The 25,403-nt window shown below is 60.2% G+C and carries 22 protein-coding genes; 6 read left to right on the top strand and 16 right to left on the bottom strand.

Going from position 1 to position 25,403, the window contains the following annotated elements:
• The first annotated feature begins 115 nt into the window (after window positions 1–115).
• Entirely contained in the window at window positions 116–919 is an 804-nt protein-coding gene (locus HU754_RS07885; RefSeq protein ID WP_186623719.1) for a methyltransferase domain-containing protein, read from the top strand.
• Window positions 920–1,024: 105 nt separating this feature from the next.
• Here the strand turns inward: HU754_RS07885 and pcaC are convergent, their stop codons facing one another.
• The 11 genes from pcaC to pcaR form a co-directional block, all read right to left on the bottom strand.
• A complete protein-coding gene (pcaC, locus tag HU754_RS07880) occupies window positions 1,025–1,417 on the bottom strand; it encodes a 4-carboxymuconolactone decarboxylase (protein ID WP_007957838.1) in 393 nt (130 codons plus the stop codon).
• A 10-nt stretch (window positions 1,418–1,427) separates the two neighbouring features.
• Window positions 1,428–2,219, bottom strand: coding sequence for a 3-oxoadipate enol-lactonase (pcaD, locus tag HU754_RS07875; RefSeq protein ID WP_186623717.1), 792 nt, complete (start codon window positions 2,217–2,219; stop codon window positions 1,428–1,430).
• Window positions 2,220–2,231: 12 nt separating this feature from the next.
• On the bottom strand, window positions 2,232–3,596 hold the full coding sequence (locus HU754_RS07870; protein ID WP_186623716.1) for a 3-carboxy-cis,cis-muconate cycloisomerase: 1,365 nt from the start codon (window positions 3,594–3,596) through the stop codon (window positions 2,232–2,234).
• Between the two features lie 45 nt (window positions 3,597–3,641).
• Entirely contained in the window at window positions 3,642–4,937 is a 1,296-nt protein-coding gene (locus HU754_RS07865) for an MFS family transporter (protein WP_034153075.1), read from the bottom strand.
• A 197-nt stretch (window positions 4,938–5,134) separates the two neighbouring features.
• Window positions 5,135–5,701: a protocatechuate 3,4-dioxygenase subunit alpha gene (gene pcaG / locus HU754_RS07860; RefSeq protein WP_102902710.1), complete on the bottom strand. Its 567-nt coding sequence runs from the start codon at window positions 5,699–5,701 to the stop codon at window positions 5,135–5,137.
• Between the two features lies 1 nt (window position 5,702).
• Window positions 5,703–6,407, bottom strand: coding sequence for a protocatechuate 3,4-dioxygenase subunit beta (pcaH, locus tag HU754_RS07855; protein WP_008080089.1), 705 nt, complete (start codon window positions 6,405–6,407; stop codon window positions 5,703–5,705).
• Between the two features lie 36 nt (window positions 6,408–6,443).
• Entirely contained in the window at window positions 6,444–7,649 is a 1,206-nt protein-coding gene (pcaF, locus tag HU754_RS07850) for a 3-oxoadipyl-CoA thiolase (RefSeq protein ID WP_175559655.1), read from the bottom strand.
• Window positions 7,646–8,425: a CoA-transferase subunit beta gene (locus tag HU754_RS07845; protein WP_116254508.1), complete on the bottom strand. Its 780-nt coding sequence runs from the start codon at window positions 8,423–8,425 to the stop codon at window positions 7,646–7,648. Before HU754_RS07845 ends, pcaF begins: the two co-directional genes overlap by 4 nt.
• Window positions 8,425–9,282: a CoA transferase subunit A gene (locus tag HU754_RS07840; RefSeq protein ID WP_077571457.1), complete on the bottom strand. Its 858-nt coding sequence runs from the start codon at window positions 9,280–9,282 to the stop codon at window positions 8,425–8,427. Before HU754_RS07840 ends, HU754_RS07845 begins: the two co-directional genes overlap by 1 nt.
• A 268-nt stretch (window positions 9,283–9,550) precedes the next feature.
• Window positions 9,551–10,897 carry a 4-hydroxybenzoate transporter PcaK gene (gene pcaK / locus HU754_RS07835; protein WP_093438668.1) on the bottom strand — a complete coding sequence of 449 codons (1,347 nt, stop codon included), beginning with the start codon at window positions 10,895–10,897 and terminating at the stop codon, window positions 9,551–9,553.
• A gap of 293 nt (window positions 10,898–11,190) precedes the next feature.
• Window positions 11,191–12,033, bottom strand: a complete 843-nt coding sequence (pcaR, locus tag HU754_RS07830; protein ID WP_007917109.1) for a pca regulon transcriptional regulator PcaR — start codon at window positions 12,031–12,033, stop codon at window positions 11,191–11,193.
• A 650-nt stretch (window positions 12,034–12,683) separates the two neighbouring features.
• Here pcaR and HU754_RS07825 point away from each other — a divergent pair.
• Together HU754_RS07825 and HU754_RS07820 are read left to right on the top strand one after the other, a co-directional pair.
• Window positions 12,684–12,884 carry a hypothetical protein gene (locus HU754_RS07825; protein ID WP_008080067.1) on the top strand — a complete coding sequence of 67 codons (201 nt, stop codon included), beginning with the start codon at window positions 12,684–12,686 and terminating at the stop codon, window positions 12,882–12,884.
• 374 nt (window positions 12,885–13,258) lie between these two features.
• A complete protein-coding gene (locus HU754_RS07820; RefSeq protein ID WP_064119763.1) occupies window positions 13,259–14,734 on the top strand; it encodes an inorganic phosphate transporter in 1,476 nt (491 codons plus the stop codon).
• A 1,262-nt stretch (window positions 14,735–15,996) separates the two neighbouring features.
• Here HU754_RS07820 and ccoM read toward each other — a convergent pair.
• The 3 genes from ccoM to HU754_RS07810 all read right to left on the bottom strand — a co-directional run bounded on the left by ccoM (window position 15,997) and on the right by HU754_RS07810 (window position 16,875).
• Window positions 15,997–16,110, bottom strand: a complete 114-nt coding sequence (gene ccoM / locus HU754_RS29630) for a cytochrome c oxidase subunit CcoM (protein WP_003222396.1) — start codon at window positions 16,108–16,110, stop codon at window positions 15,997–15,999.
• 145 nt (window positions 16,111–16,255) lie between these two features.
• Window positions 16,256–16,417, bottom strand: a complete 162-nt coding sequence (locus HU754_RS07815; RefSeq protein ID WP_007918490.1) for a hypothetical protein — start codon at window positions 16,415–16,417, stop codon at window positions 16,256–16,258.
• Window positions 16,418–16,533: 116 nt separating this feature from the next.
• Window positions 16,534–16,875 (bottom strand): hypothetical protein, encoded by a 342-nt coding sequence (locus tag HU754_RS07810; protein WP_003222394.1) that lies wholly within the window; start codon window positions 16,873–16,875, stop codon window positions 16,534–16,536.
• A gap of 252 nt (window positions 16,876–17,127) precedes the next feature.
• Here HU754_RS07810 and rapA point away from each other — a divergent pair, with 252 nt between their 5' ends.
• Window positions 17,128–19,974: an RNA polymerase-associated protein RapA gene (gene rapA, locus HU754_RS07805; RefSeq protein WP_186623714.1), complete on the top strand. Its 2,847-nt coding sequence runs from the start codon at window positions 17,128–17,130 to the stop codon at window positions 19,972–19,974.
• 162 nt (window positions 19,975–20,136) lie between these two features.
• Here rapA and HU754_RS07800 read toward each other — a convergent pair whose 3' ends face one another.
• On the bottom strand, window positions 20,137–21,486 hold the full coding sequence (locus tag HU754_RS07800) for a spinster family MFS transporter (protein ID WP_186623712.1): 1,350 nt from the start codon (window positions 21,484–21,486) through the stop codon (window positions 20,137–20,139).
• 301 nt (window positions 21,487–21,787) lie between these two features.
• Here HU754_RS07800 and HU754_RS07795 point away from each other — a divergent pair, with 301 nt between their 5' ends.
• Together HU754_RS07795 and HU754_RS07790 are read left to right on the top strand one after the other, a co-directional pair.
• Window positions 21,788–22,156, top strand: coding sequence for a YkgJ family cysteine cluster protein (locus HU754_RS07795; RefSeq protein ID WP_034155003.1), 369 nt, complete (start codon window positions 21,788–21,790; stop codon window positions 22,154–22,156).
• Window positions 22,157–22,305: 149 nt separating this feature from the next.
• Window positions 22,306–24,588, top strand: a complete 2,283-nt coding sequence (locus tag HU754_RS07790) for a putative bifunctional diguanylate cyclase/phosphodiesterase (protein WP_186623710.1) — start codon at window positions 22,306–22,308, stop codon at window positions 24,586–24,588.
• Here the strand turns inward: HU754_RS07790 and HU754_RS07785 are convergent.
• Window positions 24,479–25,375, bottom strand: a complete 897-nt coding sequence (locus tag HU754_RS07785) for an NAD(P)-dependent oxidoreductase (protein ID WP_186623708.1) — start codon at window positions 25,373–25,375, stop codon at window positions 24,479–24,481. The two genes, HU754_RS07790 and HU754_RS07785, sit on opposite strands and share 110 nt — an antisense overlap.
• Window positions 25,376–25,403: the final 28 nt, after the last annotated feature.

The following is a 25,403-nucleotide window of genomic DNA, read 5'->3' as shown; positions in this document are numbered from 1 at the left end:
AAAACCTGAAGGACTCAGGTGCTTCACCTTTCCGCTTCCGTCGTCGTAGTCGGTCCTCAAGCTGGGAGCCAGGTTGTCATCGGAAGACACCAACGATCACCGGAGGACCACCTCAATGATCTCTCGTCTTGCAACACCCGACTGGGACGCCAAGGCGTACCAGCAGTTTTCCCGTCTCAGGCAACGCCCGGTCAATGAATTGCTCGACCGTGTTGACCTGCCAAATCCTCAACGCATTTACGACCTGGGCTGCGGCACCGGCATTGCCACGCAGTTGTTGGCCAAACGCTGGCCGCGCGCGCAGTTGCAGGGGATCGACAGCTCGGCACAGATGCTCGCAGAAGCGCGCTGTCTGCCGCTCAGGGCATCGTGGAAACACTGCGATCTGCTCGATTGGCAACCGGAGCAACCGGCAGATCTACTGCTCGCCGCCGCCGTGCTGCACTTTATCGAGGGCCATGAAACGCTGTTGCTGCACCTGCTCGGTTATCTGAATCCCGGCGGCTGTCTGGCGGCGCACATGCCGGACTGGCGCGATGCGCTGTGGTATCGGCTGATGCTCGACACTCTCGAAAATGGCGGCCCCGATGGCACGCCGATGGGCACACCTGAACTGCGCCAGCGCATGGCCGCGCGGCCGTTGTTGGCGCTGGAGGATTACTACCGTTTGCTCGCGCCCATGACCACGTCGCTGGATATCTGGGAGACCGAGCAGTTGCAGGTGGTTGACGGCAAATCGCCAATTTATGACTGGGTGAAGGTCTCGGCGCTGCGGCCGGTGATGCAGGCGCTGGATTCAGCGGAACAGACGCGGTTTATCTATCACTACCTGATGCGGGTGCATAAGCATTATCCGCAGGAGGCGGACGGGCATACGTTGTTTGCGTTCAAGCGGATATTCATCGTTGCCACCGTCTGATTTGTCGCGGCCACTATCGCTATCGCGAGCAGGCTCACTCCTACAGGGGAACGCATTCCAAATGTGGGAGCGAGCCTGCTCGCGAAGACGTCAGCTCAGGCACCATCAATCCCTGGATTCAACACCCAGCTCATCCCACACCGACTCGGCCAGATGAAACGTCGCATTCGCCGCCGGAATCCCGCAATAGATCGCGCTCTGCATGATCACTTCCTTGATCTCACCCCGGCTCACGCCGTTATTGGCCGCCGCGCGCAAGTGCAGTTTCAGTTCGCCTTCGCGGTTCATGCCGATCAGCATGGCGATGGTGATCAGACTGCGCGTATGACGTGGCAAGCCCGGTCGCGTCCAGATATCGCCCCACGCATGCCGGGTGATCATTTCCTGAAACTCCGAGTTGAACTCGGTCAGCGTGGTCAGGCTGCGATCGACATGGGCATCGCCCAGCACCGCGCGACGCACTTGCATGCCGTCGTCGTAACGTTGTTTCTCGTCCACAAAAACTTCCTCACTTAGCCCGCAAAAACGCCAACACACGATCACTGAAGTCCGCGCCAGCCTGCACGTTTGACAGATGCGCCGCGTAGAACTCAGCGTACTGGGCGCCGCGTACATGTTCCTGAATAAAGTGCCCACCGGACGGCGGCGTCACCGCATCTTCAGTGCCGGCAATCACTAGCAACGGCACGTTGATCGAAGCCAGTTGCTCGCGGAAATCGGCATCACGCACCGCTGCGCAGTTAGCCGCATAACCTTGCGGCGAGGTGGCCGCGAGCATGTCGGTAATCTGCTTGGCCGCTGCCGGATGAGCAGCCGAAAAGTCCGGGGTAAACCAGCGGGCAATCGAAGCATCACGCAGGGCCACCATCGCTGCCGCACCGTCACGCAGCACGGTTTCGATGCGTGGATTCCACACCGACGGATCGCCGATCTTTGCCGCGGTGTTGCAGACGATCAGCTTATGCAGCCGATGCCCGGCATTGATCCCCAGCCACTGACCGATCAGGCCTCCCATCGACAGGCCGCAGAAATGCGCACGCTCAATGTGCAGTGCATCCAGCAAACCGAGCACGTCATGACCCAGTTGCTCGATGCTGTAAGGACCCGGCGTAACCAGCGATTCGCCGTGGCCACGGGTATCGAAACGCAGCACGCGAAAATGCTCGGCAAACGCCGGCATCTGCGCGTCCCACATGTGCAGATCAGTGCCTAGCGAGTTGGAGAGCACCAGCACCGGCGCATCGACCGGGCCCTCGATTTGATAATGCAGTTCGCCATCGGCGAGTTGAACGAAAGCCACAGCCCTCTCCTTTCAGTCAGACAATGCGTTGTGTTCGGCCACCGCGCGCTCGACCCAGGTTTTCGCCTGGCCGAGGTAATGGGCGGGGTTCAAAAGTTGATCGAGTTCAGCGCTGCTCAACTCGGCGGTGACTTGCGGTTCGTCACCGAGCACGGCGCGTAAATGGCGCTGCTCGGCCACCGCGCGTTTGCAGCATTGTTCGAGCAGGTGATGCGCGGCGTCGCGGCCAACACGCTGGGCGAGGACAATGCTGACGGCTTCGGCCAACACCAGCCCCTGAGTCAATTCGAGGTTGCGGGCCATGCGTGCGGCGTCGACTTCCAGACCGTCGGCAAGCAATCGCGCCTGTTGCAGCGAACCGGAAACGAGGCAGCAGATTTCCGGCAACGTTTCCCATTCGGCATGCCACAGACCGAGGCTGCGTTCGTGCTCCTGCGGCATCGCGCTGAACAGCGTCGAGACCAGACCCGGAACGCGCGTCGCTGCGCCGATCAACACCGCTGCGCCGACCGGATTGCGCTTGTGCGGCATGGTTGACGAACCACCCTTGCCCGGCGCCGATGGCTCGAACACCTCAGCCGCTTCAGTCTGCATCAACAGGCTGATGTCGCGGCCGAATTTGCCCAGGCTGCCGGCGATCAAACCCAGCACCGCGCCGAACTCGACCACGCGATCACGCTGGGTGTGCCACGGCTGTTCCGGCAAGGTCAGTTGCAGTTCTTCAGCCAGCGCTTCGGCAATCGGCAAGGCCTGTTCGCCCAACGCGGCGAGGGTTCCGGAAGCGCCACCGAATTGCAGCACCAGCAAACGCGGCTTGAGTTCACGCAAGCGCTGACGGCTGCGAGTCACAGCGCCCAGCCATCCGGCGATTTTCATGCCGAGGGTTACCGGTGTCGCATGTTGCAGCCACGTGCGCCCGGCCAACGGCGTCGCCGCATGACGTTGCGCCTGGATCGCGAGGGAATCAGCGAGTTGCGCGAGATCGTTCTCGATCAACTCAAGCGCCTGACGCAATTGCAACACCAGCCCGGAATCCATCACGTCCTGACTGGTCGCGCCCAAATGCACATAACGTTCGGCTTCAGCGTCGCGGGCAGCAATCTGCTTGCCCAATGCCTTGACCAGCGGAATCGCCGAATTGCCGGCCGTGGCGATCGCCTCGCCCAGCGCCGCGAAGTCATACAGACCAGCGCTGCATGCCGCCGCAATCGGTGCCACAGCGGAGGCTGGAATCAACCCGACCCGCGCCTCGGCCCGGGCCAACGCGGCTTCGAAGTCGAGCATGGCCTGCACGCGGCCCTGATCGCAGAACACCTCACGCATATCGCGGGCAGTGAAATAGGCATCGAACAATTGATTGCCCGGTCGCTGAGTCATAAAAGTCCTTGCCGGCGCGGGCCATCACGGCCCGCGCGCATCGGGTTAGAGATCGTGGTGCAAATACGCCGCCTGTTTCGGCAAGCGCAGACTGAACAGGAAGGCGATCGCCATCATGGCCGTAACGTACCAGTAGAAGGAGTTTTCCATGCCGATGTTCTTCAGGCTCAGGGCGACGAATTCCGCCGAACCGCCGAAGATCGCGTTCGCCACCGCATAGGCCAGACCAACGCCAAGTGCACGGACTTCCGGCGGGAACATTTCGGCTTTTACCAGGCCGCTGATCGAGGTGTAGAAACTGACAATCGCCAGCGCCACGGTGATCAGCACAAATGCGAGGAACGGGCTGCTGACGCTTTTCAGGCTCAACAGAATCGGCACGGTGAACAGCGTACCGAGCGCGCCGAACCAGAGCATCGAGTTACGTCGGCCGATCTTGTCGGCAAGCATGCCGAACAGCGGCTGCATGCACATATAAAGGAACAGTGCGCCGGTCATGATGTAGCTGGCGGTCTTGGCGTGCATGCCGGCGGTGTTGACCAGGTACTTCTGCATGTAGGTAGTGAAGGTGTAGAAAATCAGCGAACCACCGGCCGTGTAACCGAGCACGGTGATGAACGCGGCTTTGTGATCGCGGAACAGTGCGCTGATGCTGCCAGCGTCTTTGTGCGCGCGGGTTTCCTTGTTGGTGGTTTCTTTCAAGCTGCGACGCAGGAACAGCGAAATCAGCGCCGCCACCGCACCGACCACAAACGGAATCCGCCAGCCGTAGGCACGCAGATCGTCTTCAGTGAGAAATTGCTGCAGCACTACTACCAGCGACACGGCCAGCAATTGCCCGCCGATCAGCGTCACGTACTGGAACGAGGCGAAAAATCCGCGCTGGCCCTTGAGGGCGACTTCGCTCATGTAGGTGGCGGTCGTGCCGTACTCGCCGCCGACCGACAGGCCTTGCAGCAAGCGTGCGAACAACAGCAGGACCGGTGCCCAGACGCCGATGTCCTTATAGGTCGGCAGGCAGGCAATCAGCAACGAGCCGAAGCACATCATCAGAATCGAGATGAGCATCGAGTTCTTGCGCCCGTGCTTGTCGGCGACCCGGCCGAAAATCCAGCCACCAATCGGGCGCATCAGGAAGCCGGCGGCGAACACGCCAGCGGTATTGACCAGTTGCACCGTCGGGTTGTCGGAGGGGAAGAACGCCGGGGCGAAATAAATCGCGCAGAAGGCGTAGACGTAGAAGTCGAACCATTCGACGAGGTTGCCGGACGAGGCGCCGACAATGGCAAAGATGCGCTTGCTGCGCTCTTCGCCGGTGTAATGGGAGGTGGTCGTTGTCATTGTTTTTCACTCGATAGGGACAGTGAGAGTCTAGACATACTTTGCAACAGTCCCGTTCCACAGTTCCATCAGCAACACAGTTCTCCCCTGTGGGAGCGAGCCTGCTCGCGAAGAGGGAGTGTCAGTCGACATTTATGTTGGCTGACCCACCGCTTTCGCGAGCAGGCTCGCTCCCACAGGGAATTGGTGGTGTTCTTTTAATAATCGAAGAACACCGTCTCGGCGTCGGTGCCCTGCAGAATCACATTCCACTGGTAAACACCCGAGGCATCCTGCTTGGCCAGCAACGTACTACGACGTTCAGCCGGCACACATTCCAGCAATGGATCATCAACGTTGGCCGGCTCGCCCTCAAAGTAGATCCGCGTCAGCAAGTGCTTCACCAACCCGCGGGCAAACACCAGCACCACCAGATGCGGCGCCTGGGTCGAACCTTTCAGGCCCTCAACCGTGCCCGGTTTGATCGTGGTGAAACGGAAGCGCCCTTCAGCGTCCACCGGCACCCGGCCAAAACCTTCAAAGTGCGGATCGAGCGGTTTGTCCTGCTCGTCTTCCGGGTGGTCGTATTTGCCGGCAGCGTTGGCCTGCCAGACTTCGAGCATGGCGTCGTTGACGACATCGCCGTTGCCATCCACCACCTGACCGGTGATTGCGACGCGCTCGCCAAGGGTTTGCTCGACGGTGAGGTTTTCGCGATTCAGCCAGGTCAGGCCGATGTGGTAGTACGGCCCGACGGTGTGGGACGTGGTCGCAGTCAGCGTCATCTTATTTCTCCATCGGCGTGGCTTCACGCCCGCGCAGCACGATGTCCCAGCGATAACCGAGGGCGTAGGACGGAATGGTTTTTTCCAGATCGAAACTGGCGATCAGGCGCTCCTTGGCCGAAGTGTCCGGCACGCAGTTGTAGATCGGGTCGTACGCCAGCAGCGGATCGCCCGGGAAATACATTTGCGTGACCAGACGCGTGAGGATGCTCGGCCCGAACAGCGAGAAGTGGATATGCGCCGGGCGCCAGGCGTTGTGATGGTTACCCCAAGGGTAGGCGCCGGGCTTGATGGTCTGGAACTGATACCAGCCATCGGCGTCGGTGACGGTGCGGCCAGTACCGGTGAAGTTCGGGTCCAGCGGCGCGTCGTGCAGGTCGCGCTTGTGGTTATAGCGGCCGGCGGCGTTGGCCTGCCAGATCTCCACCAGAATCCCCGGCACCGGCAGACCGTTTTCGTCGAGCACGCGGCCGTGAATGATGATGCGTTCGCCCTGCGGCTCGCCTTCATGCTGGGCGGTCAGGTCGTTATCGGTGTCGCCCACGCGCTCGGCGCCGATGGTCGGCCCGGTGATTTCCGACAGCGAGTGCGGCAGAAACACCAATGGCTTGGACGGCGAGCGCAGGTTGGTGGATTGATACGTCGGGTGCAGGTACTCAGGCTGAGTGCCTTCCTGCGGACGACGGTAACCAGGCTTGTCAGACATGTCGCTTTCCTCTGTTCTATTTCGTCACGGCTTGCGTCAGACGCGTTCGATGGCCAGGGCCAGACCTTGGCCGACACCGACACACATGGTCGCCAGACCTTTCTTGCCACCGGTCTTTTCCAACTGATGCAGTGCGGTCAGCACCAGACGCGCACCGCTCATGCCCAACGGGTGACCAAGGGCAATCGCGCCGCCGTTCGGGTTGACCTGCGCAGCGTCATCCGCCAGACCCAGTTCGCGCAGCACCGCCAAACCCTGGCTGGCAAACGCTTCGTTGAGTTCGATAACGTCGAAATCGCTGACCGCGACGCCCAGGCGCTCGATCAATTTGCGCACCGCCGGCACCGGGCCGATGCCCATCACCCGAGGTGCGACACCAGCGCTGGCCATGCCGAGCACTTTGGCGCGGGCGGTCAGGCCATGTTTTTTCACCGCGTCGGCGGAGGCGAGAATCAGTGCAGCAGCACCGTCGTTGACCCCGGAAGCATTACCGGCGGTAACAGTTTTGTCCGGGCCGTTGACTGGCTTCAGCTTGGTCAGTGCTTCGATCGTGGTATCGGCACGAGGATGTTCGTCCTGGCTGACTACGGTTTCGCCCTTCTTGTGGGCAATCCGTACTTCAACAATTTCTTCGGCGAAGTAACCAGCAGCCTGCGCGACAGCAGTGCGTTGCTGGCTGCGCAGGGCAAAAGCGTCCTGATCGGCGCGCGACACTTTATAGTCGTCGGCGACGTTGTCAGCGGTCTGTGGCATCGCATCGACGCCATACTGCGCCTTCATCAACGGGTTGATGAAACGCCAGCCGATGGTGGTGTCTTCCAGCTTCATGTTGCGCGAAAACGCGGCGTCCGCCTTGCCCATCACGAACGGCGCGCGGGACATCGACTCGACACCGCCGGCAATTGCCAACTCCATCTCGCCGCTGGCGATGGCGCGGAATGCGGTGCCGATCGCGTCCATGCCCGAAGCGCAAAGACGATTGAGGGTCACGCCCGGTACGCTTTCCGGCAGGCCCGCCAGCAGCAGCGCCATGCGCGCGACGTTGCGGTTGTCTTCACCGGCCTGGTTGGCGCAACCGAGGAAGACTTCGTCGATGGCATTCCAGTCCACCGATGGATTGCGTTCCATCAGGGCCTTGATCGGCACAGCGGCCAGGTCATCGGCGCGGACGGCGGACAAACCGCCGCCGAAACGGCCGATCGGGGTGCGAATCGCGTCGCAGATATAAACGTCACGCATCATGCTTCTCCCGGTGCCTGGCCGTGGGCGGCGGCAGTACGTGTTTCGAGATCGCGCAGCGCGCTCAGTTCGACTTCGGTCGGCTCGGCCGTCGCTTCAACCTGCTCGGCAAAACGAATCGCCCAACCGGTGGCCGCGATGACTTGCTCGCGGGTCACGCCCGGGTGCAGTGCGGTGACCACGAATTCGTGGGTGCCTTCTTCCGGTTCCATGATGCACAGGTCGGTGATGATCCCGACCGGTCCGGCGCCCGGCAGGCCCAGACGTTTACGCGAGTCGCCGCCTTCGCCGTGACCGACCGAGGTGATGAAGTCGAGCTTGTCGACAAACGAGCGCGCCGACTGTTTAAGGATGATCAACACGCTTTTTGCCGAACCGGCAATTTCCGGCGCGCCACCGGCACCCGGCAGACGCACTTTCGGCGAGAAGTAATCGCCAACCACGGTGGTGTTGATGTTGCCGAAACGGTCGACCTGCGCGGCGCCGAGAAAACCGACGTCGATGCGCCCGCCCTGCAACCAATAGCGAAAAATCTCACCGGTCGGCACGACAGTGTCAGCGGTTTCCGCCAACTCGCCATCGCCGATCGACAGCGGCAATACGCTTGGCTTGGCGCCAATCGGGCCCGACTCGTAGATCAGTACCACGTCCGGCGACGAGGTCAGGCGCGCGAGGTTGGCGGCTTTCGACGGCAGGCCGATACCGACGAAGCACACCGAGCCGTTCTTCAGGCGACGGGCCGCCGCGACGGTCATCATTTCATTGGTGGTGTAAGTCATTACTTGGCCTCCGAAGCAGCGGCCAGCTTGGCCTGGAACGCGCTGAAGTCAGCGCAGCCATGGATGTATTCGTTGATCCACGCGGTAAACGTCTCACGGTCACGGGCGATCGGATCCCACGCCTGGTAGAAACGATTGTCACGCTCGGTGTAACCGTGGGCGTAGGACGGATGTGCGCCTCCGGGTACGTGGCAGACTGCGCTCAAGGCCCAGGTCGGCAGGACGCAGGCATTCATTGGCGCGTTGAGGTTGTCGACAATCTCTTCCACGGTGACGATGCAGCGTTTAGCCGCCAGTGCCGCTTCTTTCTGCACACCGAGGATGCCCCACAGCAGCACGTTGCCCTGGCGGTCGGCTTTCTGGGCGTGGATCACGGTCACGTCCGGGCGCACCGACGGCACCGCCGCCAGCACTTCACCGGTGAACGGGCAGGTCACGGTTTTGATCAGTGGATTGACCTTAGGCAGGTCGGAACCGGCATAGGCACGCAGCACCGCGAACGGCAGGCCGGATGCGCCAGCGACGTAGGCATTGGCCAGGTCGGCATGGCTGTGCTCTTCGATTTCGAGAGCATGTGGCCATTGTTTCTCGACCGCGTCACGCAGGCGGTGCAGCGAACCGACACCCGGGTTGCCGCCCCAGGAGAAAATCAGTTTGCGTGCGCAACCGGCGCCGATCAGTTGGTCGTAGATCAGGTCAGGTGTCATCCGCACCAGCGTCAGATCTTTCTTGCCCTGACGAATGATTTCATGACCCGCTGCCGTAGGGATCAGGTGAGTGAAGCCTTCGAGTGCGACGGTGTCACCGTCGTTGACGAATTGCTTCACCGCGTCGTGCAGCGAAAGGATCTCAGCCATGGAGCGGGCTCCTGTTTTTGTAATGAATCGCCAGTGATAAAAAGGCGCGAGGTTCAGCGCCGGAGTCACTGCAGATTAAGCCTGGGGAAATGGCCAAACAATCCGATAATCGACTGAGTGTTCGTTTATCGAACAGATTGTTACTCCCCTAACTATCACCTCATTCGCGAGCAGGCTCGCTCCCACATTGGAATGCATTTCAAAATGTGGGAGCGAGCCTGCTCGCGAAGGGGCCGGAACATTCGACGAACATTCCTACGCATGAAACTCAGGTCGCATCCGCATGACTGACCATGCCTTTAATCACCACCGCCGTGGTGGCCAACGCCGCCGGAATCACCAACGCCGTCAACACCTGCTCGAAATTCCAGCCCAGGCCCAGCAACGTTGCGCCCATCCACGCCCCGAGAATCGCGCCAAAGCGGCCGATGCCCAGCATCCACGAGACCCCGGTTGCCCGCCCTTGGGTCGGATAAAACCGCGCCGCCAGTGACGGCATCGCCGATTGCGCGCCGTTCACGCACATCCCCGCCACCAGCACCAAAGTCGCCAGCAACGTGATGTTGCCCAGGCTCTGCCCGACCGCGTAGGCAAACACCCCGGCCAACAGGTAGAAAATGCCGATGACCTTGTGCGGATTGAAGCGGTCCATCGCCCATCCCACAGCGACCGCGCTCAACACCCCGCCGAACTGGAACAACGCGCCAATAAATGCGGCTTGCTCCATGCTCGCACCGCTGTCACGCATCAGCGTCGGCAACCAACTGGTCAGCAGATAAACAATCACCAGCCCCATGAAGTAGGTTAGCCACAGCAGCAAGGTGCCGGTGCTGTAAGTGCCGGAGAAGATCACCGCGAACACGTTGCGCGCCTTGACGGTTTTCTGTTCCGGTACGCTGAAGCTCGAGGCCTGAGCGACGGTGACCGGGTCGATCGGCGCCAGGGTCTTGCGCACTTTGTCCGTGCCACGATTGCGCACCACCAGATAACGCGCCGACTCCGGCAACCAGAACAGCAGCACCACAGCGAGGATCAACGGCAGGATCCCGCCGATCAGCAGCAGACTGTGCCAGCCGAACGCCGGAATCAGCTTGGCGGAAATGAATCCGCCGCCGGCCATGCCGAGGTTGAAACCGCAGAACATGCTGGTTACCAGCAGCGATTTCTTGCGCTCCGGGGTGTATTCCGAGAGCAGTGTGGTGGCATTCGGCATCCCCGCCCCCAGTCCCAGACCGGTCAGGAAGCGCAGCACCAGCAGCTGTTCAACGTTGCTGCTATACGCCGACGCCAGGCTGAAGGCGCCAAACAGCACCACAGCGCCGACGAGCACGACTTTGCGCCCGAAGCGGTCAGCCAAAGGGCCAGAGCCGAGTGCACCGAAGACCATGCCAATCAGCGCGGCACTCATCACCGGGCCAAGGCTGGCCCGGTCGATGCCCCAATCCTGCGACAGCGCCGGGGCAATAAACCCCATCGCGGCGGTGTCGAGGCCATCGAGAAAGACAATCAGGAAACACAGGATCACCACGCGCCACTGATAGCGCGAGATCGGTTGGGCATTGATGAAGGTCTGCACGTCGAGGCAGTTACCCACAGCGGACTGAGGCTGGTTCATTATTTTTATTCCACGCAAAAAACGCAGTCGAACGGCGGCCGGCCAGAGAGCGGCACGGTCACAAGAATAGAAGGTCTGGATCAGGCGTTGCGGTGAACCCGGCAACAGCGGATGGGGCGGAGACAGTCGGAGAGCATGCGCATGGTGAGTTGCCTCTTGTCATTATTATGGGAGTCGGCAGTCCGGCGGGCTCATTCACATCAGCGCCGGATGACGCTGCCGCGACATTAATGATCCGAGGGTTTTAGCGTCAATTCGATAAACGCAACACTGTGCGTTTATCGAACACTTCATCAGGCAAACAACTGCGCACTGAGGTCGCGACTGGCGCTGAGCAGGCCCGGCAGGAAGCGCTGCTCCAGCTCGGTACGACTGACGCGACCGGCGTGGGTGCTGACGTTGAGGGCCGCCACCACTTGGCCAGACGCGTCGTAGACCGGCACGGCAATCGAGCGCAGGCCTTGTTCCAGTTCCTGATCGACGATGCACCAGCCTTGCTGCCGCACTTCCTGCAGGCATTCGAGCAACGCGTCGGGGGTGTGAATCGTGCGGCTGGTCTTGGCGACCAATTCGGCGTGATCGAGGTATTCACGCAGCGAGGTGTCATCAAGTGCTGCCAGCAGAATCCGCCCCATCGACGTGCAATACGCTGGCAGGCGACCGCCCACCGACAGGTCCACCGAAATCAGCCGCTGGGTGGTCGCCGAGCGCGCGATGTAGAGGATGTCGTCGCCCTCCAGCGTGGCCATGTTGCAGGCTTCATGCAGTTGCTCGCTCATGCGGTCGAGGTACGGCTGAGCGGACACTGCCAACGGCGTCGACGACAGATAGGCGTGGCCGAGGGTCAGCACTTTGGGCAGCAAGGAATAGGTGCGACCGTCCGTGGTGGCGTAGCCGAGTTTGATCAGCGTATGCAGGCAACGGCGCACGGCGGCGCGGGGAATCTCGGTGCGGTGGCTGATCTGGGCGATAGTCAGATGGCGCTTGCGCTCCTGAAACGCCTGCACCACCGCCAGACCACGAGCCAGCGAAGTCATGAAGTCCGGATCACCGGTCAGCGCCTGGATGCGTTTGGCCGGCGAGGCGACGATCGGCGGCGCCACAGAGGTGAAGGAGTTGCGCATTTGATCGTTCATTTCTTGTCCTTTTATCCGGCACGGATCAATGGGCTATACAAGCGGCTCGCCGACAAATGCACAAGCGTCGGGCTGCAAGATTGGGCGATTATCGAACCGTCGACCGATAATCGCAATCAGCTGTTGGGATGGCGTCTAGCTATTTATAGGGCAAGCCAAACTTTGCGATTATCAGAATCACAGCTTTAGTTGTCCGACTAAATGGCGCCAAAAACAGATCACCCACCCAATAAGGGCCAACACGCACTTCAACTAGTAACAAAAGTTGCGAGTCACAAAACAATCACACATCCGGAACCGTTTTTAACTTGGCAAAGATAGTCATTCCTGAATCGACCGCTATAATGCAGCTCAGTGGCACCTCGTTTTTAATCGCGGAGGTCGTCACCCGCTGCGGCGATGTCCATCGCCAACAGCCCGGCCAGCGCCTGACGCGAATCACTCATGCAACGCCTGCGCTCGCTGAAACAGGAAACTGATGCTGCGTCAGTTTTTATCTGGTGCCGTAGCCGCCTGTAACACGGAAGTCTTGATCGCCCCACCGTTTACACCAATGCCTGTCCGGGCGTTGAACTCGCGGTGGCTCCGTTCAACCGATTCGTTGCAGTGCGTTTCACCAGACACTTAACTCAACTCATACAGGTAGCACTGTGACGAAAGACGAACTGCGCGCGGAACTTGAGCGCCAGGAACAACGTTACAAGGAAGTTTACGGCGGGGAAGTCACCACCTACGCCGCTCAGCCCGAACCGGAACGCAAAGCATGGCGTAAACGCCCTACCGTTCAGGATCAGGTCTTCAAGCAAGAAATCGAAAAGATCGAAAAGGAACTCAAAGCCGAAGAGCCTTGAGCGACGTTTTTCGGATCTTCTGAAGGTTTGCGTCCACACCGGTTACAAGCGCGGTGGAGCGACGATGCCTTGCGCGCCCGCTACCCGCGGGCAGCGGCCATCACCTGGTCTGGCTGACTGAGGGCGGGCGTCCTACAGGTTTCAGAGATATTTCAGACAAGCGTTTGAGACGTCTGCGCATCGGTAAATCCGCTTGTGAAAAGAGCTTTTTATCAAGCAAATCAATCACTTGTAAAACCCTGCGGCACGCTTGGTTTTCATGCGCTGCAACAAATTAAATGGAAGAAGTGTGTAACCGATGAGCAGGTAGGGGATCGATTTCCAGTCTTTTCTGGCATAATCGCGCCCCCTTACGACCGGGTCAGAAAACCTTCATGATCGATTTATTCAGCGGACTGGATGCTTGGGTGCTTGTGAGCCTCTTGCTCGCCCTGACGTTTGTCCTCGCCTTCGAGTTCATCAATGGATTTCATGACACCGCTAACGCGGTAGCCACTGTTATCTACACCAAAGCCATGCCGCCCCACCTGGCGGTGTTCTTCTCCGGTGTGTTCAATTTCCTCGGCGTGCTGCTGGGCGGCGTTGGCGTGGCGTATGCCATTGTCCATTTGCTGCCGGTTGAGCTGCTGATCAATGTGAACACCGGCCATGGCCTGGCGATGGTGTTCTCGTTGCTCGCCGCGGCAATCGCCTGGAACCTGGGCACCTGGTACTTCGGTATCCCGGCTTCCAGCTCGCACACCCTGATCGGTTCGATCCTCGGTGTCGGCCTGGCCAACGCCCTGATCAACGACATTCCGTTGGCCGACGGCGTGAACTGGCAAAAAGCGATCGACATCGGCGCCTCGCTGGTGTTCTCGCCAATGGCCGGCTTCCTGATCGCCGCGCTGATCCTGATCGGCCTGAAGTGGTGGCGCCCGCTGTCGAAGATGCACAAGACACCGGAACAACGCCGCAAGATCGACGATAAGAAGCACCCGCCGTTCTGGAACCGCTTGGTCCTGGTGATCTCGGCCATGGCTGTGAGCTTCGTGCACGGTTCCAACGATGGCCAGAAAGGCATCGGCCTGATCATGCTGGTGTTGATCGGTATCGTGCCTGCGCAGTTTGTTCTTGACCTGAACAGCACCACGTACCAGATCGAACGCACTCGCGATGCGACCCTGCACCTGAGCCAGTTCTACCAGCGCAACGCCGATTCGCTGGGTGAATTCCTGGCCTTGGGCAAAAGCGTGGAAGGCGACCTGCCGGAGAAATTCCGCTGCAACCCGCAGCAGACCGAACCGACCATCAGCGCCCTGCTGCACACGCTTAAAGGCGTAGCGGACTACCATTCGCTGTCGTCCGACAGCCGCATCGAAGTGCGTCGTTACCTGCTCTGCCTGGACGACACCGCGAAGAAGGTTGGCAAGCTGCCTGGCCTGGAAGCCCGTGAAAAGGCTGACCTCGACAAGCTGCGCAAAGACCTGACCACCACCACCGAATACGCGCCGTTCTGGGTGATTCTGGCGGTTGCACTGGCCCTGGGCCTGGGCACCATGGTTGGCTGGAAACGCGTGGTACTGACCATCGGTGAGAAGATCGGCAAGCAGGGCATGACCTATTCCCAGGGCATGTCGGCGCAGATCACTACTGCCAGCTTGATCGGTATGGCCAATATTTTCAGCCTGCCGGTGTCGACCACTCACGTTCTGTCTTCGGGCGTGGCGGGCACCATGGTTGCTAACAAGAGCGGCCTGCAGGGCGGCACGGTTCGCACCATTCTGTTGGCTTGGGTGTTGACCTTGCCGGCGACGGTTGCGCTGTCGGCCGGGTTGTTCTGGCTGGCGTCGAAGGCGTTGGGTAGTTGATAGATAGCGGTACTTGAGAAAGGCGCGATTCGAGAGGATCGCGCCTTTTTTTTGTTTGGGGCTTTGGGATTGGGATTGGGATTGGGGGCATATCCGTTGCTGCGGGTGTTGCCGCTGGCGGTTTCGCTCTTACAGCGAGTCCCTTTTTCAAACGCCAAAAAGGAACCAAAAGGCTTTGCCCCTGGCGTACGGCACTTCGCTGAGGCTCAGTGTTCCCTCGCTACGGTGTCCATCCGGGGGCATCGCCTACGGTTTGCTTCGCTGCACCTCCTCTCGATGTATGCGGCTGCGCCGCACGGCGCTACGCGCCTACCCCCGGATGAACACCTTCGCTCGGCCTGCCGATGGGGCAAAAGATCAAAAGCCAAAGCAAAAGCCAAAGCAAGATCAAGAGCCCCTCACCCTAGCCCTCTCCCGGAGGGAGAGGGGACTGATTGAGGTGTTTGGGCGAAGTACGCCGACGTGAAATACCGAGCCGAACTCAGATTATGAAACAGATCAAAAGCCCCTCACCCTAGCCCTCCCGAAACGTCGGACCGCCCGTAGGGAGAGGGGACTGACCGTGGTGTTTGGCATAGCTACGCCGACGTGCGATACCGTGTTGAACTCAGGTTTTGAAACAGATCAAAAGCCCCTCACCCTGGCCCTCCCGAAACGTCGGACCGCCGGTAGGGAGAGGGGACTGATCGAGGTGTTTGGGGGAGGTACGCCGACGTGCGGTACCGCGTCGAACTCAGGCTTTGAAAAGCACACAAATCGGCCCCCTCTCCCACCGGGAGAGAGCTGGGGGTGAGGAGCGAATCCAACACAAAACCAAAGCCGAACACCCGCTCTTCACCACTCAACAGGATGAGCGTTAGCTCGGCTGCTGCTCTTGATCTTGATCTATAAAGCGACGTCGGAAGGCTGAGTGGAGGGATTGATCCGGGCGTGGGAGCGCAGCGACCGTTTGGCGAAGCCAAACACAGCGGAAGGAGGTGCAGCGAAGCAAACCGGAGCCGCTGCGCCCGGATCGATCCCGGAGCGAAGGAACCCGAGCCTGCGAGGGCCGAACGCAGGAGCAAGCCTTTTGGGTTACCTTTTTGGCGTTTGAAAAAGGTGACCCGCCGTAAGGGCGGAACCCTAATCAGCAACACCCGAAGCAACGGATATACACCCAAAACCCCAAGAACATGGTCGGCCCAAAGGCCGCCAAGACACAAAAAAAAAGGGGCAACCGAAGTCGCCCCAAAATGCCTTGCGTGCTCATCAATCCAGAAGAATCACTTCTTGCGCTTATTCGCATCCTTCCAGATAAAAAATCCAAACCCTGCAAAAAACAGAACCATCAGCCCTACAGTCAGGACCCCGGCAAACACCACGTTATCGAAAAACATGACTGGCCTCCTGGCCCCTGCTCTGCTGCGATGGGACTAAGTTACCAAACACACAGGCGCACAAATTGACCGGGATCAATACCAGCAACGAAGGGGGATAAAGGAGGGAAATTAAATGACCTGCATCAACGGATGCAGGGGGAGATCAACGCTTTTTCGGCTTGTTTTTCGACTTTTTCTTGGCTTTTCCCAACGGCATCGCCTGCTCGAACGCTTGGCGCACCTCGTTCAGGCGCTTCTCTTTAATGTCATGCACACGCTTGGCGCGCTCAGTGCTGAGGTCAATCAGTTTGTCGTCTTGGCTCATGGCGTCAGTACATCACTTGAAAGAATCACAACTGCCACATCAGCGGCAGGACTGCGCCAATAATGCAGCCTCAGCCGCGCGCTGACCAGCCGGCGAGCCCCACGCGGTACAACGACTCAGATCTCGATATCGACCCACAAGCCCTGACGCGGCTGATCTTCCATCAGTGGCACCACCGGCACGGTGTTGTCGGCGTTGAGCTCGGTGCCGGGCACGGCGAGGTGTTCTTCCGGGTCTTCGTCGGCTTCGCGACGGCGTCGGTCACGCTCCTGCTGACGGCGTTGTTCTTCACGCGCCAGCAGGCGATCCTCTTCCGGATCGCGCTTTTGCAGATCGATCGTGCTTTCGTTGGAGCTTTCCTGCACCGGCACCACCGGAGGAATGTCCGGCCGCTGGCGGATCGGATCCTGCTGGGAAGTGATCGGCACAGCGCTCAGAGGGAGCATCGGTGGCAACATATATAGGGTCTCCTGTCTGCAGGCTATCGGCTGCGGCAAAGGCGCCTTGAGCCACTGGTCGAAAATCTGTGACGCACTTGGCACGTGCAGGAGCTGCCGAAGGCTGCGATCTTCATCAGACAGCTCAAACCTCAAGGGTTCTCAAAGATCAAAAGATCGCAGCCTACGCCAGCGCCTACGCCAGTAATCTTTGGCCCTGAAGCCTGCATTCCGTTAAGATAGCCCGCTTTTTCAAGGTGGGAGTCAGGCAGCATGGCGCAGCAGTATCAACCGGGGCAACGCTGGATCAGTGACAGCGAAGCAGAGCTTGGTTTAGGCACCGTTCTGGCACAGGACGGCCGCTTGTTGACCGTGCTTTACCCGGCCACTGGCGAAACCCGCCAGTACGCGCTACGGAATGCGCCCCTGACCCGCGTGCGGTTCTCGCCGGGTGACAGCATCACCCACTTCGAAGGCTGGAAAATGACCGTGCAGCAAGTCGACGACGTCGACGGGCTGATGGTCTATCACGGTCTCAACGGGCAGAACGAAGCCGTCACCCTGCCGGAAACCCAGCTGTCGAACTTCATTCAGTTCCGTCTGGCCAGCGACCGTCTGTTCGCCGGCCAGATCGATCCGCTGGCGTGGTTCTCGCTGCGTTACAACACCCTCGAACACACCAGCCGCCAGCTGCAATCGTCGCTCTGGGGCCTGGGTGGCGTTCGCGCTCAGCCAATCGCGCACCAATTGCACATTGCTCGCGAAGTCGCCGACCGTATCGCGCCGCGCGTATTGCTGGCGGACGAAGTGGGTCTGGGTAAAACCATCGAAGCCGGTCTGGTGATCCATCGCCAACTGCTCTCGGGCCGCGCCAACCGCGTGCTGATCCTCGTCCCGGAAAACCTCCAGCACCAGTGGCTGGTTGAAATGCGCCGCCGCTTCAACCTGCAAGTTGCGCTGTTCGACGAAGAGCGTTTCATCGAAAGCGATGCCACCAACCCGTTCGAAGACACCCAACTGGCGCTGGTTGCGCTGGAGTGGCTGGTCGACGACGAGAAGGCCCAGGACGCACTGTTCGCGGCCGGTTGGGATTTGCTGGTGGTCGACGAAGCGCACCACCTGGTCTGGCACGAAGAGAAAGCCAGCGCGGAATATTCGCTGGTCGAGCAACTCGCCGAAGTCATTCCGGGCGTGCTGCTGCTCACCGCCACCCCGGAACAACTCGGCCAGGACAGCCACTTCGCCCGTCTGCGCCTGCTCGACCCGAACCGTTTCCATGACCTGGCTGCCTTCCGCGCCGAGAGCGAGAACTATCGCCCGGTGGCCGAAGCCGTGCAGGAACTGCTCGACAAGGGCCGTCTCTCGGCCAAAGCGCACAAAACCATTCAGGGTTTCCTCGGCAACGAAGGCGAAGCCTTGCTGACCGCGGTCAACGATGGCGACAGCGAAGCCAGCGCGCGCCTCGTGCGTGAACTGCTCGATCGCCACGGCACCGGCCGCGTGCTGTTCCGTAATACCCGCGCCGCCGTGCAGGGTTTCCCGGAGCGCAAACTGCACCCGTACCCGCTGCCATGCCCGGACGAATACCTCGAACTGCCGCTGGGCGAACACGCCGAGCTGTACCCGGAAGTCAGCTTCCAGGCCCAGCCGGACGCCAGCGAAGAAGAACGCTGGTGGAAATTCGACCCGCGCGTCGAATGGCTGATCGATCAGCTGAAAATGCTCAAGCGCACCAAAGTGCTGGTGATCTGCGCCCACGCCGAAACCGCGATGGACCTGGAAGACGCCTTGCGCGTGCGTTCCGGCATCCCGGCCACGGTGTTCCATGAAGGCATGAACATCCTTGAGCGTGACCGCGCCGCCGCCTACTTCGCCGACGAAGAATTCGGCGCACAAGTGCTGATCTGCTCGGAAATCGGCAGTGAAGGTCGCAACTTCCAGTTCGCGCACCACCTGGTGCTGTTCGATCTGCCGTCGCACCCGGACCTGCTCGAGCAGCGTATCGGTCGTCTCGACCGGATCGGCCAGAAACACATCATCGAACTGCACGTGCCGTACCTGGAAACCAGCCCGCAAGAGCGCCTGTTCCAGTGGTACCACGAAGCGCTCAACGCGTTCCTCAACACCTGCCCGACTGGCAACGCCTTGCAGCACCAGTTCGGCCCGCGCCTGCTGCCGCTGCTCGAAGAAGCCGACGACAGCGAGTGGCAAGCGCTGATCGACGAAGCACGCACCGAGCGCGAGCGTCTGGAAGCCGAGCTGCACACCGGTCGCGACCGTCTGCTGGAGCTGAACTCCGGCGGTGCGGGCGAAGGTGAAGCGCTGGTCGAGGCGATCCTTGAGCAAGACGATCAGTTTGCCCTGCCGATCTACATGGAAACCCTGTTCGACGCGTTCGGCATCGACAGCGAAGACCATTCGGAAAACGCCCTTATCCTCAAGCCGAGCGAAAAAATGCTCGACGCCAGTTTCCCGCTGGGCGACGACGAAGGCGTGACCATCACCTACGACCGCAACCAGGCGCTCTCGCGCGAAGACATGCAGTTCATCACTTGGGAACACCCGATGGTGCAGGGTGGCATGGATCTGGTGCTGTCCGGTTCGATGGGCAACACCGCTGTCGCGTTGATCAAGAACAAGGCGTTGAAACCGGGCACCGTGCTGCTGGAACTGCTCTACGTCAGCGAAGTGGTCGCGCCGCGTTCGCTGCAACTGGGTCGTTACCTGCCGCCGGCCGCCCTGCGCTGCCTGCTCGACGCCAACGGCAACGACCTCTCGGCTCGCGTCTCGTTTGAAACCCTGAACGATCAGCTGGAAAGCGTGCCGCGTGCCAGCGCCAACAAGTTCATCCAGGCCCAGCGCGATCAGTTGACGCCACGGATCAACGCCGGTGAAGACAAGATTGCTCCGCGTCACGCCGAGCGCGTGGCCGAGGCCCGCCGCCGTCTGGCCGCCGACACCGACGAAGAACTGGCGCGCCTGACCGCGTTGCAAGCGGTCAACCCGACCGTACGTGACAGCGAACTGGATGCGTTGCGCACGCAACGTGAGCAGGGTCTGGCGATGCTGGATAAAGCGGCGTTGCGACTGGAAGCGATTCGGGTGTTGGTGGCGGGTTAAACCGCCCTGCTCCATCGCTGAAAACAACAAGGCCCGCAGTGATGCGGGCCTTATTGTTTGTCTGTTATTTGTTAGTTGATGCTGATGGCTCTATCGCGAGCAGGCTCACTCCTACAGTTGGAATGCGTTCCCCTGTAGGAGTGAGCCTGCTCGCGATAGCGGTTATGCAGTCGCCGCAGCCACTTCTGGCTCAACCACCGCAACCAGCCCCTCCTTCATCCGCTGCGCATCGCGCACAAAACACCGCGCCGCCAGAAACAGAAACACCATGGTCAAAAACAGCGCCACCGGAATCAGGTACATCGCATCATGCAGCCCGACTGCCTTGAATCCTTCGGTCATCTGCTCCGCCCCCGCCGCCAGCATCGCCGTGTGCGCAAAATGATCCGACAAGCCCCCCACCACCACCGGCCCCAGACCGCCGCCCAGCAGATACAACCCGGCGAAGAACAACGCCATCGCCGTCGCTCGCAGACGCGGTTCGACCACGTCCTGAATCGCCGTATAAACGCAGGTGTAGAAGTTGTAGGCGAACAGCCAGCCGACACTGAACACCGCCACGAATACACCGATCTCGATACGCCCGGCGTGCAGCGCCCACGCCGTGCACAGCGTTGAAATGATCAGGCTGAACGCGGCAAACAACAGTCTCCCGTTGGCCACACGCTGGTGAATCTTGTCGGCAATCCAGCCGCCCAGGGTCAAGCCGACCAGCCCGGTCACGCCAACGATAACTCCGGTGGCCACCGCCGCTTCCTGCAACGGCATGAGGAAATAGCGTTGCAGCATCGGCACCAGAAACGAGTTACAGGCATACGTGGCAAAGTTGAAGCACAACCCGGCCATCACCAGCCAGAGAAAGGTCGGCACTGCGAGAATCCGCCGGATCGGCTTGTCGACCTTTTCTTGCGAAACCTGCACGGTTTCCGCCGCCCCGCGCTTTGGCTCTTTAATGAAGAACATGAAAATCGCCAGGATCAGCCCTGGTACTGCGGCAATAAAGAACGGCGCACGCCAGCTGTCGAACGCCTTGACCATCGCCCCGATGGTGAAAAACGCCAGCAACAGCCCTAACGGCAAACCGAGCATGAAAATGCCCATCGCCCGCGCCCGACGATGAGCCGGAAACAAATCACCGATCAGCGAATTGGCCGCCGGCGCATAACTGGCTTCACCGATGCCGATGCCCATGCGCACGATCAGGAAGCTCCAGAAACTGCCGACCAGGCCATTGACTGCCGTCAGCGCACTCCACGTCGCAAGGCCCCAGCCCATCAGCTTGCTGCGCGAACCGGTATCGGCCATCCGCCCCAGCGGCAGACCGGCAATCGCGTAAACAATGGTGAATGCGGTTCCGACGATGCCCAGTTGAAAGTCACTGAGGTGCCATTCCATGCGGATCGGCTCGATGATGATCGCCGGAATGGTGCGGTCGAAAAAGTTGAACAGGTTGGCGAGGAACAGCAGGAACAGAATGCGCCAGGCATTCGCCGCTTGGGTCGAGTTCTGCATGGGTCCGTCTCTTTATTGTTATAGGGCTTCACTGCCACCGCATCCGAGCCCGGAACCTGCAATCTAGTCAGCCGCGCAAAGGCTGTCTGTGATCATTCGTCTGCCTGATATCGACCCATGGCACTGTAACGAAACGTAAGCCTTTGATAAGTCTGCAATCCCCCGAAAACCGGGGCTTTTGCGGCAAAACCTTGCCACAAAAAAATAGTTTCCTGCCCCCCTTCCCAAGTCTGCGGCAAAGCCTAGAATGGCCGCCGGATCCGTCCGGATCTCCCGATCAATCCCTTTGATACCCTCGCCCATGTCTGAAGTCAGTCCGTGTCTGAATTGCGGTGCCTGCTGTTCCCATTTTCGCGTGTCTTTCTTTTGGGGTGAGTGCGCATCTTCCGGCGGCACGGTGCCTGATGAACTGGTCACACAGATCAGCCCCAGCCGGGTGGCGATGAACGGCACCGACTGCAAATCGCCGCGTTGCACGGCGTTGGTCGGTGAAGTCGGCAGCGAGGTGAAGTGCTCGATTTATGAACTGCGCTCCAGCCCCTGCCGCGAATTCGAGTCGTCATGGGAAAACGGCGAGCAGAATGTCGATTGCGATAAGGCCCGCGCGCGTTTCGGCTTGCCGCCCCTGCAACCCGATTGGGCGCAAATCCCTTTCGAACAGATCGCTTAAGCTTTTAGCGCCAATCGCTATGACGCTAATGCCAAAATCATTAGCGCCAATGTGCCACTACCGCTTGCACGCCGAAATCGGCCTCTATACTCCTGACATTCAACTGCGTTCAACGCGCACTCGGGACGACTTCAGAGACGGGGCATGCTATGGAGTGGCTTGGTTTGCAGTTTGTTGCCGAGCTGCCGGAGAGCGGGCAGGTCATCCTCGATTGCAGTCACAACCCTCTCCTGGTGATGGTTGCGTATCTGGTCGCCTGCGCAGCCAGTTTCGCCACCCTGGATATGGCTGAGCGCGTTGTAAATGCCGAAGATCCGGGATCGCGGCGGAGCTGGCGCTGGATAGGCGCGACCTGCCTGGCCGGCGGCATCTGGGCCATGCATTTTATCGGCATGCTGGCTTTCCAGACACCGATCGACATTCAGTACGACCTTGGCATCACCCTTTTCTCGTTGCTGATCGCCCTGCTCGCCTCTTGGCTGGCCATGCAAACTTTGAGCGAAGCGCAGCCGAGTGCGTTGCATTGCTTGAAAACCGCGTTTGTCATCGGCCTGGGCATCGCCGGCATGCATTACGTTGGCATGGCGGCGATGAAGTCGAGCGCCACCGCCTACTATCAGCCAGGACTGTTCGCGCTGTCTGTGGCGATCGCCATCGGCGCCAGTTTCGCCGCGCTGTGGGTGGCCCGCTATCTGAGCGAAGGCAGCGGCGTGGCGCATCATTTGCTCAAGTACGGCGCTGCGCTGATTCTCGGCGCCGGCATCATCAGCATGCATTTCACCGGCATGGCTGCGCTGGATCTGGTTCTTCCCGAGGGAGGCCTGATAGCGAGCGGCGGCGATAACGGGCATCTGCAACTGGGCCTGACCGTGGCGCTGATCATCCTGCTGATCCTTGGCAGTGCGATCAGTGCGGCGCTGGCCGACAAGAAACTGCAGAACAAAGAAGAGGACCTTCGCCGCGTCAACGCCCTGCTCAGCCAGCTCGATCAGGCGCGCATGTCGCTGCAACAAGCGGCCAACTACGACGCACTGACCAACCTGATCAACCGGCGCGGTTTCAACCAGATCTTCGCCGAGAAACTCAGCCAGAAAACCAGCGAAGGCGGCATGCTCGCGGTGATGTTTCTCGACATCGACCACTTCAAGCGGATCAACGACAGCCTCGGCCATGACGCCGGTGACGAACTGCTCAAAGTCATCGCCCAGCACATCAAAGGCTCGGTGCGCAGCCATGAAGACGTGGTCGCGCGTTTCGGCGGCGACGAGTTCTGCATCCTCATCAACCTGCGTGATCGCGAAGAAGCCCGCAACATGGCCCAGCGCATCATGCTCAAGATGAAGGAGCCGATCGAACTGGCCGGACGCCGCATGGTGATGACCACCAGCATCGGCATCAGTCTGTTTCCGGAGGATGGCAGCACCTGCGAAGAATTGCTCAAACACGCAGATCTGGCGCTGTATCAATCCAAAGGCGCGGGGCGCAACGGCCTGCATTTTTTCAGTTGCAACCTCAAGACCCGCGCCAGCTTCGAGCTGCAACTGGAAGAAGAATTGCGCCACGCCTTGCGCGAAGAAAACGGCCTGACGCTGTATTACCAACCAATCTTCGAACTGAAGACCGGCCGCGTCACCAAGCTTGAAGCACTGATCCGCTGGCAGCATCCACTGCACGGGTTGCTGACCCCGGATCGCTTTATCTCCATCGCTGAAAATAACGGCCTGATTGCCGAGCTGGATAATTGGGTGCTGCGCCGGGCCTGCAAGGATCTGGGCGAACTCTCGCGGCATGGCTGCGAAGAACTGAAAATTGCCTGGAACTGCTCACCGCTCAACCTCGCCCGGGAAGAACTGGCCACGGAAATCGAAAGCGCATTACGCACCGCCGGGGTGGCGCCGGGACGGCTGGAACTGGAAGTCACCGAAAACGCGTTGATGGGCAACATTGCCAACACCCTGGTATTGCTGAGACAGATCCGCGCGCTTGGCGTCTCACTGTCGATCGACGACTTCGGCACCGGTTATTCCTCGCTGGCCTACCTCAAACGCCTGCCGCTCAACACACTGAAAATCGACCGCTCGTTTATCCTCGACATTCCCACGGCGACCGCCGACATGGAGATCGTCCAGGCGATCATCGTTATGGCGCACACCCTGCATTTACAGGTGGTGACCGAAGGCGTGGAAAGTCTGGAGCAGTACGAATTCCTTGAACGCTCGGGCTGCGATTTCATCCAGGGTTACCTGCTCAGTCGCCCCGTGCCGCTGGACGAGTTGCGCCCGGTGCTGGAAGAAATCAATCAGCGCAAGCATTCACACACCGTCAATCCGCTGATTCTGGCGCGCGGTACATTTGCACCAGTGTCGCTGGATCCTGCGCCAAATAGCCTTGCGCCCCATGCAGGCGCATCAGTTGTGCGGCCAATCCGCTGATCGGCGTCGCCGAACCCTGTTCGCGGGAGAATTTGACGGCGGTGTCGAGATCCTTGAGCAATGTGCGCACGTGCCATTTGATCGGTTCGAAACGGCTGTCAGCCATTTGCGGGGCGAGGATCTGCAGCGGTTTCGAATCGGCAAAACCGCCGGCCAACGCTTCAGCGATCAGGCTCGCGTCGACTCCAGCCTGTTCGGCAAGTGCCACCACTTCAGCGATGACCAAAGCATTGCAGGCGACGATCATCTGATTGCAGGCCTTGGTCACCTGCCCTGCGCCAATTCCGCCCATGTGCGTGACGCGCTGACCGAGATTGAGCAACACCGAGCGCACCCGCTCAAGATCCGCAGCGTTACCACCGACCATGATTGCCAGACTGCCCACCTCGGCACCGACCACGCCGCCGGACACCGGTGAATCCAGCCAGGCCATGCCGGTTTTCTCCGCCAGTTCTGTGGCCATCTCGCGCGTGGCGGTCGGCTCAAGGCTGGAAAAGTCCACCAGCAACTGGCCGTTTTTCGCGCCTTCGGCGATACCTTCAGCACCAAAAACCACCTGGCGAACCACCGCCGTGTCGGCCAGACACAGCATCACCACGTCGGCGTGTTCGCACAGTTCAGCGGGGCTCGCTACCTGTCGCGCGCCGGCCTCGACCAATGGCCCGCACTTGGCCGGGTTGCGGTTCCACACGGTCAGCGGATAACCCGCCGCCAACAGACGCCGGCACATGGGCAGGCCCATCAGACCGATTCCGGCGAACCCCAACGAAGGTAGCGTTGACATCATTTTGCCTCTTTTCGATTAAAGATCGCCG

This window comes from Pseudomonas zeae (genome assembly GCF_014268485.2).
GTDB classification, from domain to species: Bacteria; Pseudomonadota; Gammaproteobacteria; order Pseudomonadales; family Pseudomonadaceae; genus Aquipseudomonas; species Aquipseudomonas neuropathica.
Note: the sequence above shows the minus strand (reverse complement) of the source record. Positions and strands in the feature narration are given on the sequence as shown.

Bases quoted from the DNA above. Each gene is read 5' to 3' on its own strand.
- HU754_RS07885 (WP_186623719.1), top strand. From the start codon at position 116: ATGATCTCTCGTCTTGCAACACCCGACTGGGACGCCAAGGCGTACCAG.
- HU754_RS07870 (WP_186623716.1), bottom strand. From the start codon at position 3,596: ATGACTCAGCGACCGGGCAATCAATTGTTCGATGCCTATTTCACTGCC.
- HU754_RS07865 (WP_034153075.1), bottom strand. From the start codon at position 4,937: ATGACAACGACCACCTCCCATTACACCGGCGAAGAGCGCAGCAAGCGC.
- pcaG (WP_102902710.1), bottom strand. From the start codon at position 5,701: ATGACGCTGACTGCGACCACGTCCCACACCGTCGGGCCGTACTACCAC.
- pcaH (WP_008080089.1), bottom strand. From the start codon at position 6,407: ATGTCTGACAAGCCTGGTTACCGTCGTCCGCAGGAAGGCACTCAGCCT.
- pcaF (WP_175559655.1), bottom strand. From the start codon at position 7,649: ATGATGCGTGACGTTTATATCTGCGACGCGATTCGCACCCCGATCGGC.
- HU754_RS07845 (WP_116254508.1), bottom strand. From the start codon at position 8,425: ATGACTTACACCACCAATGAAATGATGACCGTCGCGGCGGCCCGTCGC.
- HU754_RS07840 (WP_077571457.1), bottom strand. From the start codon at position 9,282: ATGGCTGAGATCCTTTCGCTGCACGACGCGGTGAAGCAATTCGTCAAC.
- pcaK (WP_093438668.1), bottom strand. From the start codon at position 10,897: ATGAACCAGCCTCAGTCCGCTGTGGGTAACTGCCTCGACGTGCAGACC.
- pcaR (WP_007917109.1), bottom strand. From the start codon at position 12,033: ATGAACGATCAAATGCGCAACTCCTTCACCTCTGTGGCGCCGCCGATC.
- HU754_RS07820 (WP_064119763.1), top strand. From the start codon at position 13,259: ATGATCGATTTATTCAGCGGACTGGATGCTTGGGTGCTTGTGAGCCTC.
- ccoM (WP_003222396.1), bottom strand. From the start codon at position 16,110: ATGTTTTTCGATAACGTGGTGTTTGCCGGGGTCCTGACTGTAGGGCTG.
- HU754_RS07815 (WP_007918490.1), bottom strand. From the start codon at position 16,417: ATGAGCCAAGACGACAAACTGATTGACCTCAGCACTGAGCGCGCCAAG.
- HU754_RS07810 (WP_003222394.1), bottom strand. From the start codon at position 16,875: ATGTTGCCACCGATGCTCCCTCTGAGCGCTGTGCCGATCACTTCCCAG.
- rapA (WP_186623714.1), top strand. From the start codon at position 17,128: ATGGCGCAGCAGTATCAACCGGGGCAACGCTGGATCAGTGACAGCGAA.
- HU754_RS07800 (WP_186623712.1), bottom strand. From the start codon at position 21,486: ATGCAGAACTCGACCCAAGCGGCGAATGCCTGGCGCATTCTGTTCCTG.
- HU754_RS07795 (WP_034155003.1), top strand. From the start codon at position 21,788: ATGTCTGAAGTCAGTCCGTGTCTGAATTGCGGTGCCTGCTGTTCCCAT.
- HU754_RS07790 (WP_186623710.1), top strand. From the start codon at position 22,306: ATGGAGTGGCTTGGTTTGCAGTTTGTTGCCGAGCTGCCGGAGAGCGGG.
- HU754_RS07785 (WP_186623708.1), bottom strand. From the start codon at position 25,375: ATGATGTCAACGCTACCTTCGTTGGGGTTCGCCGGAATCGGTCTGATG.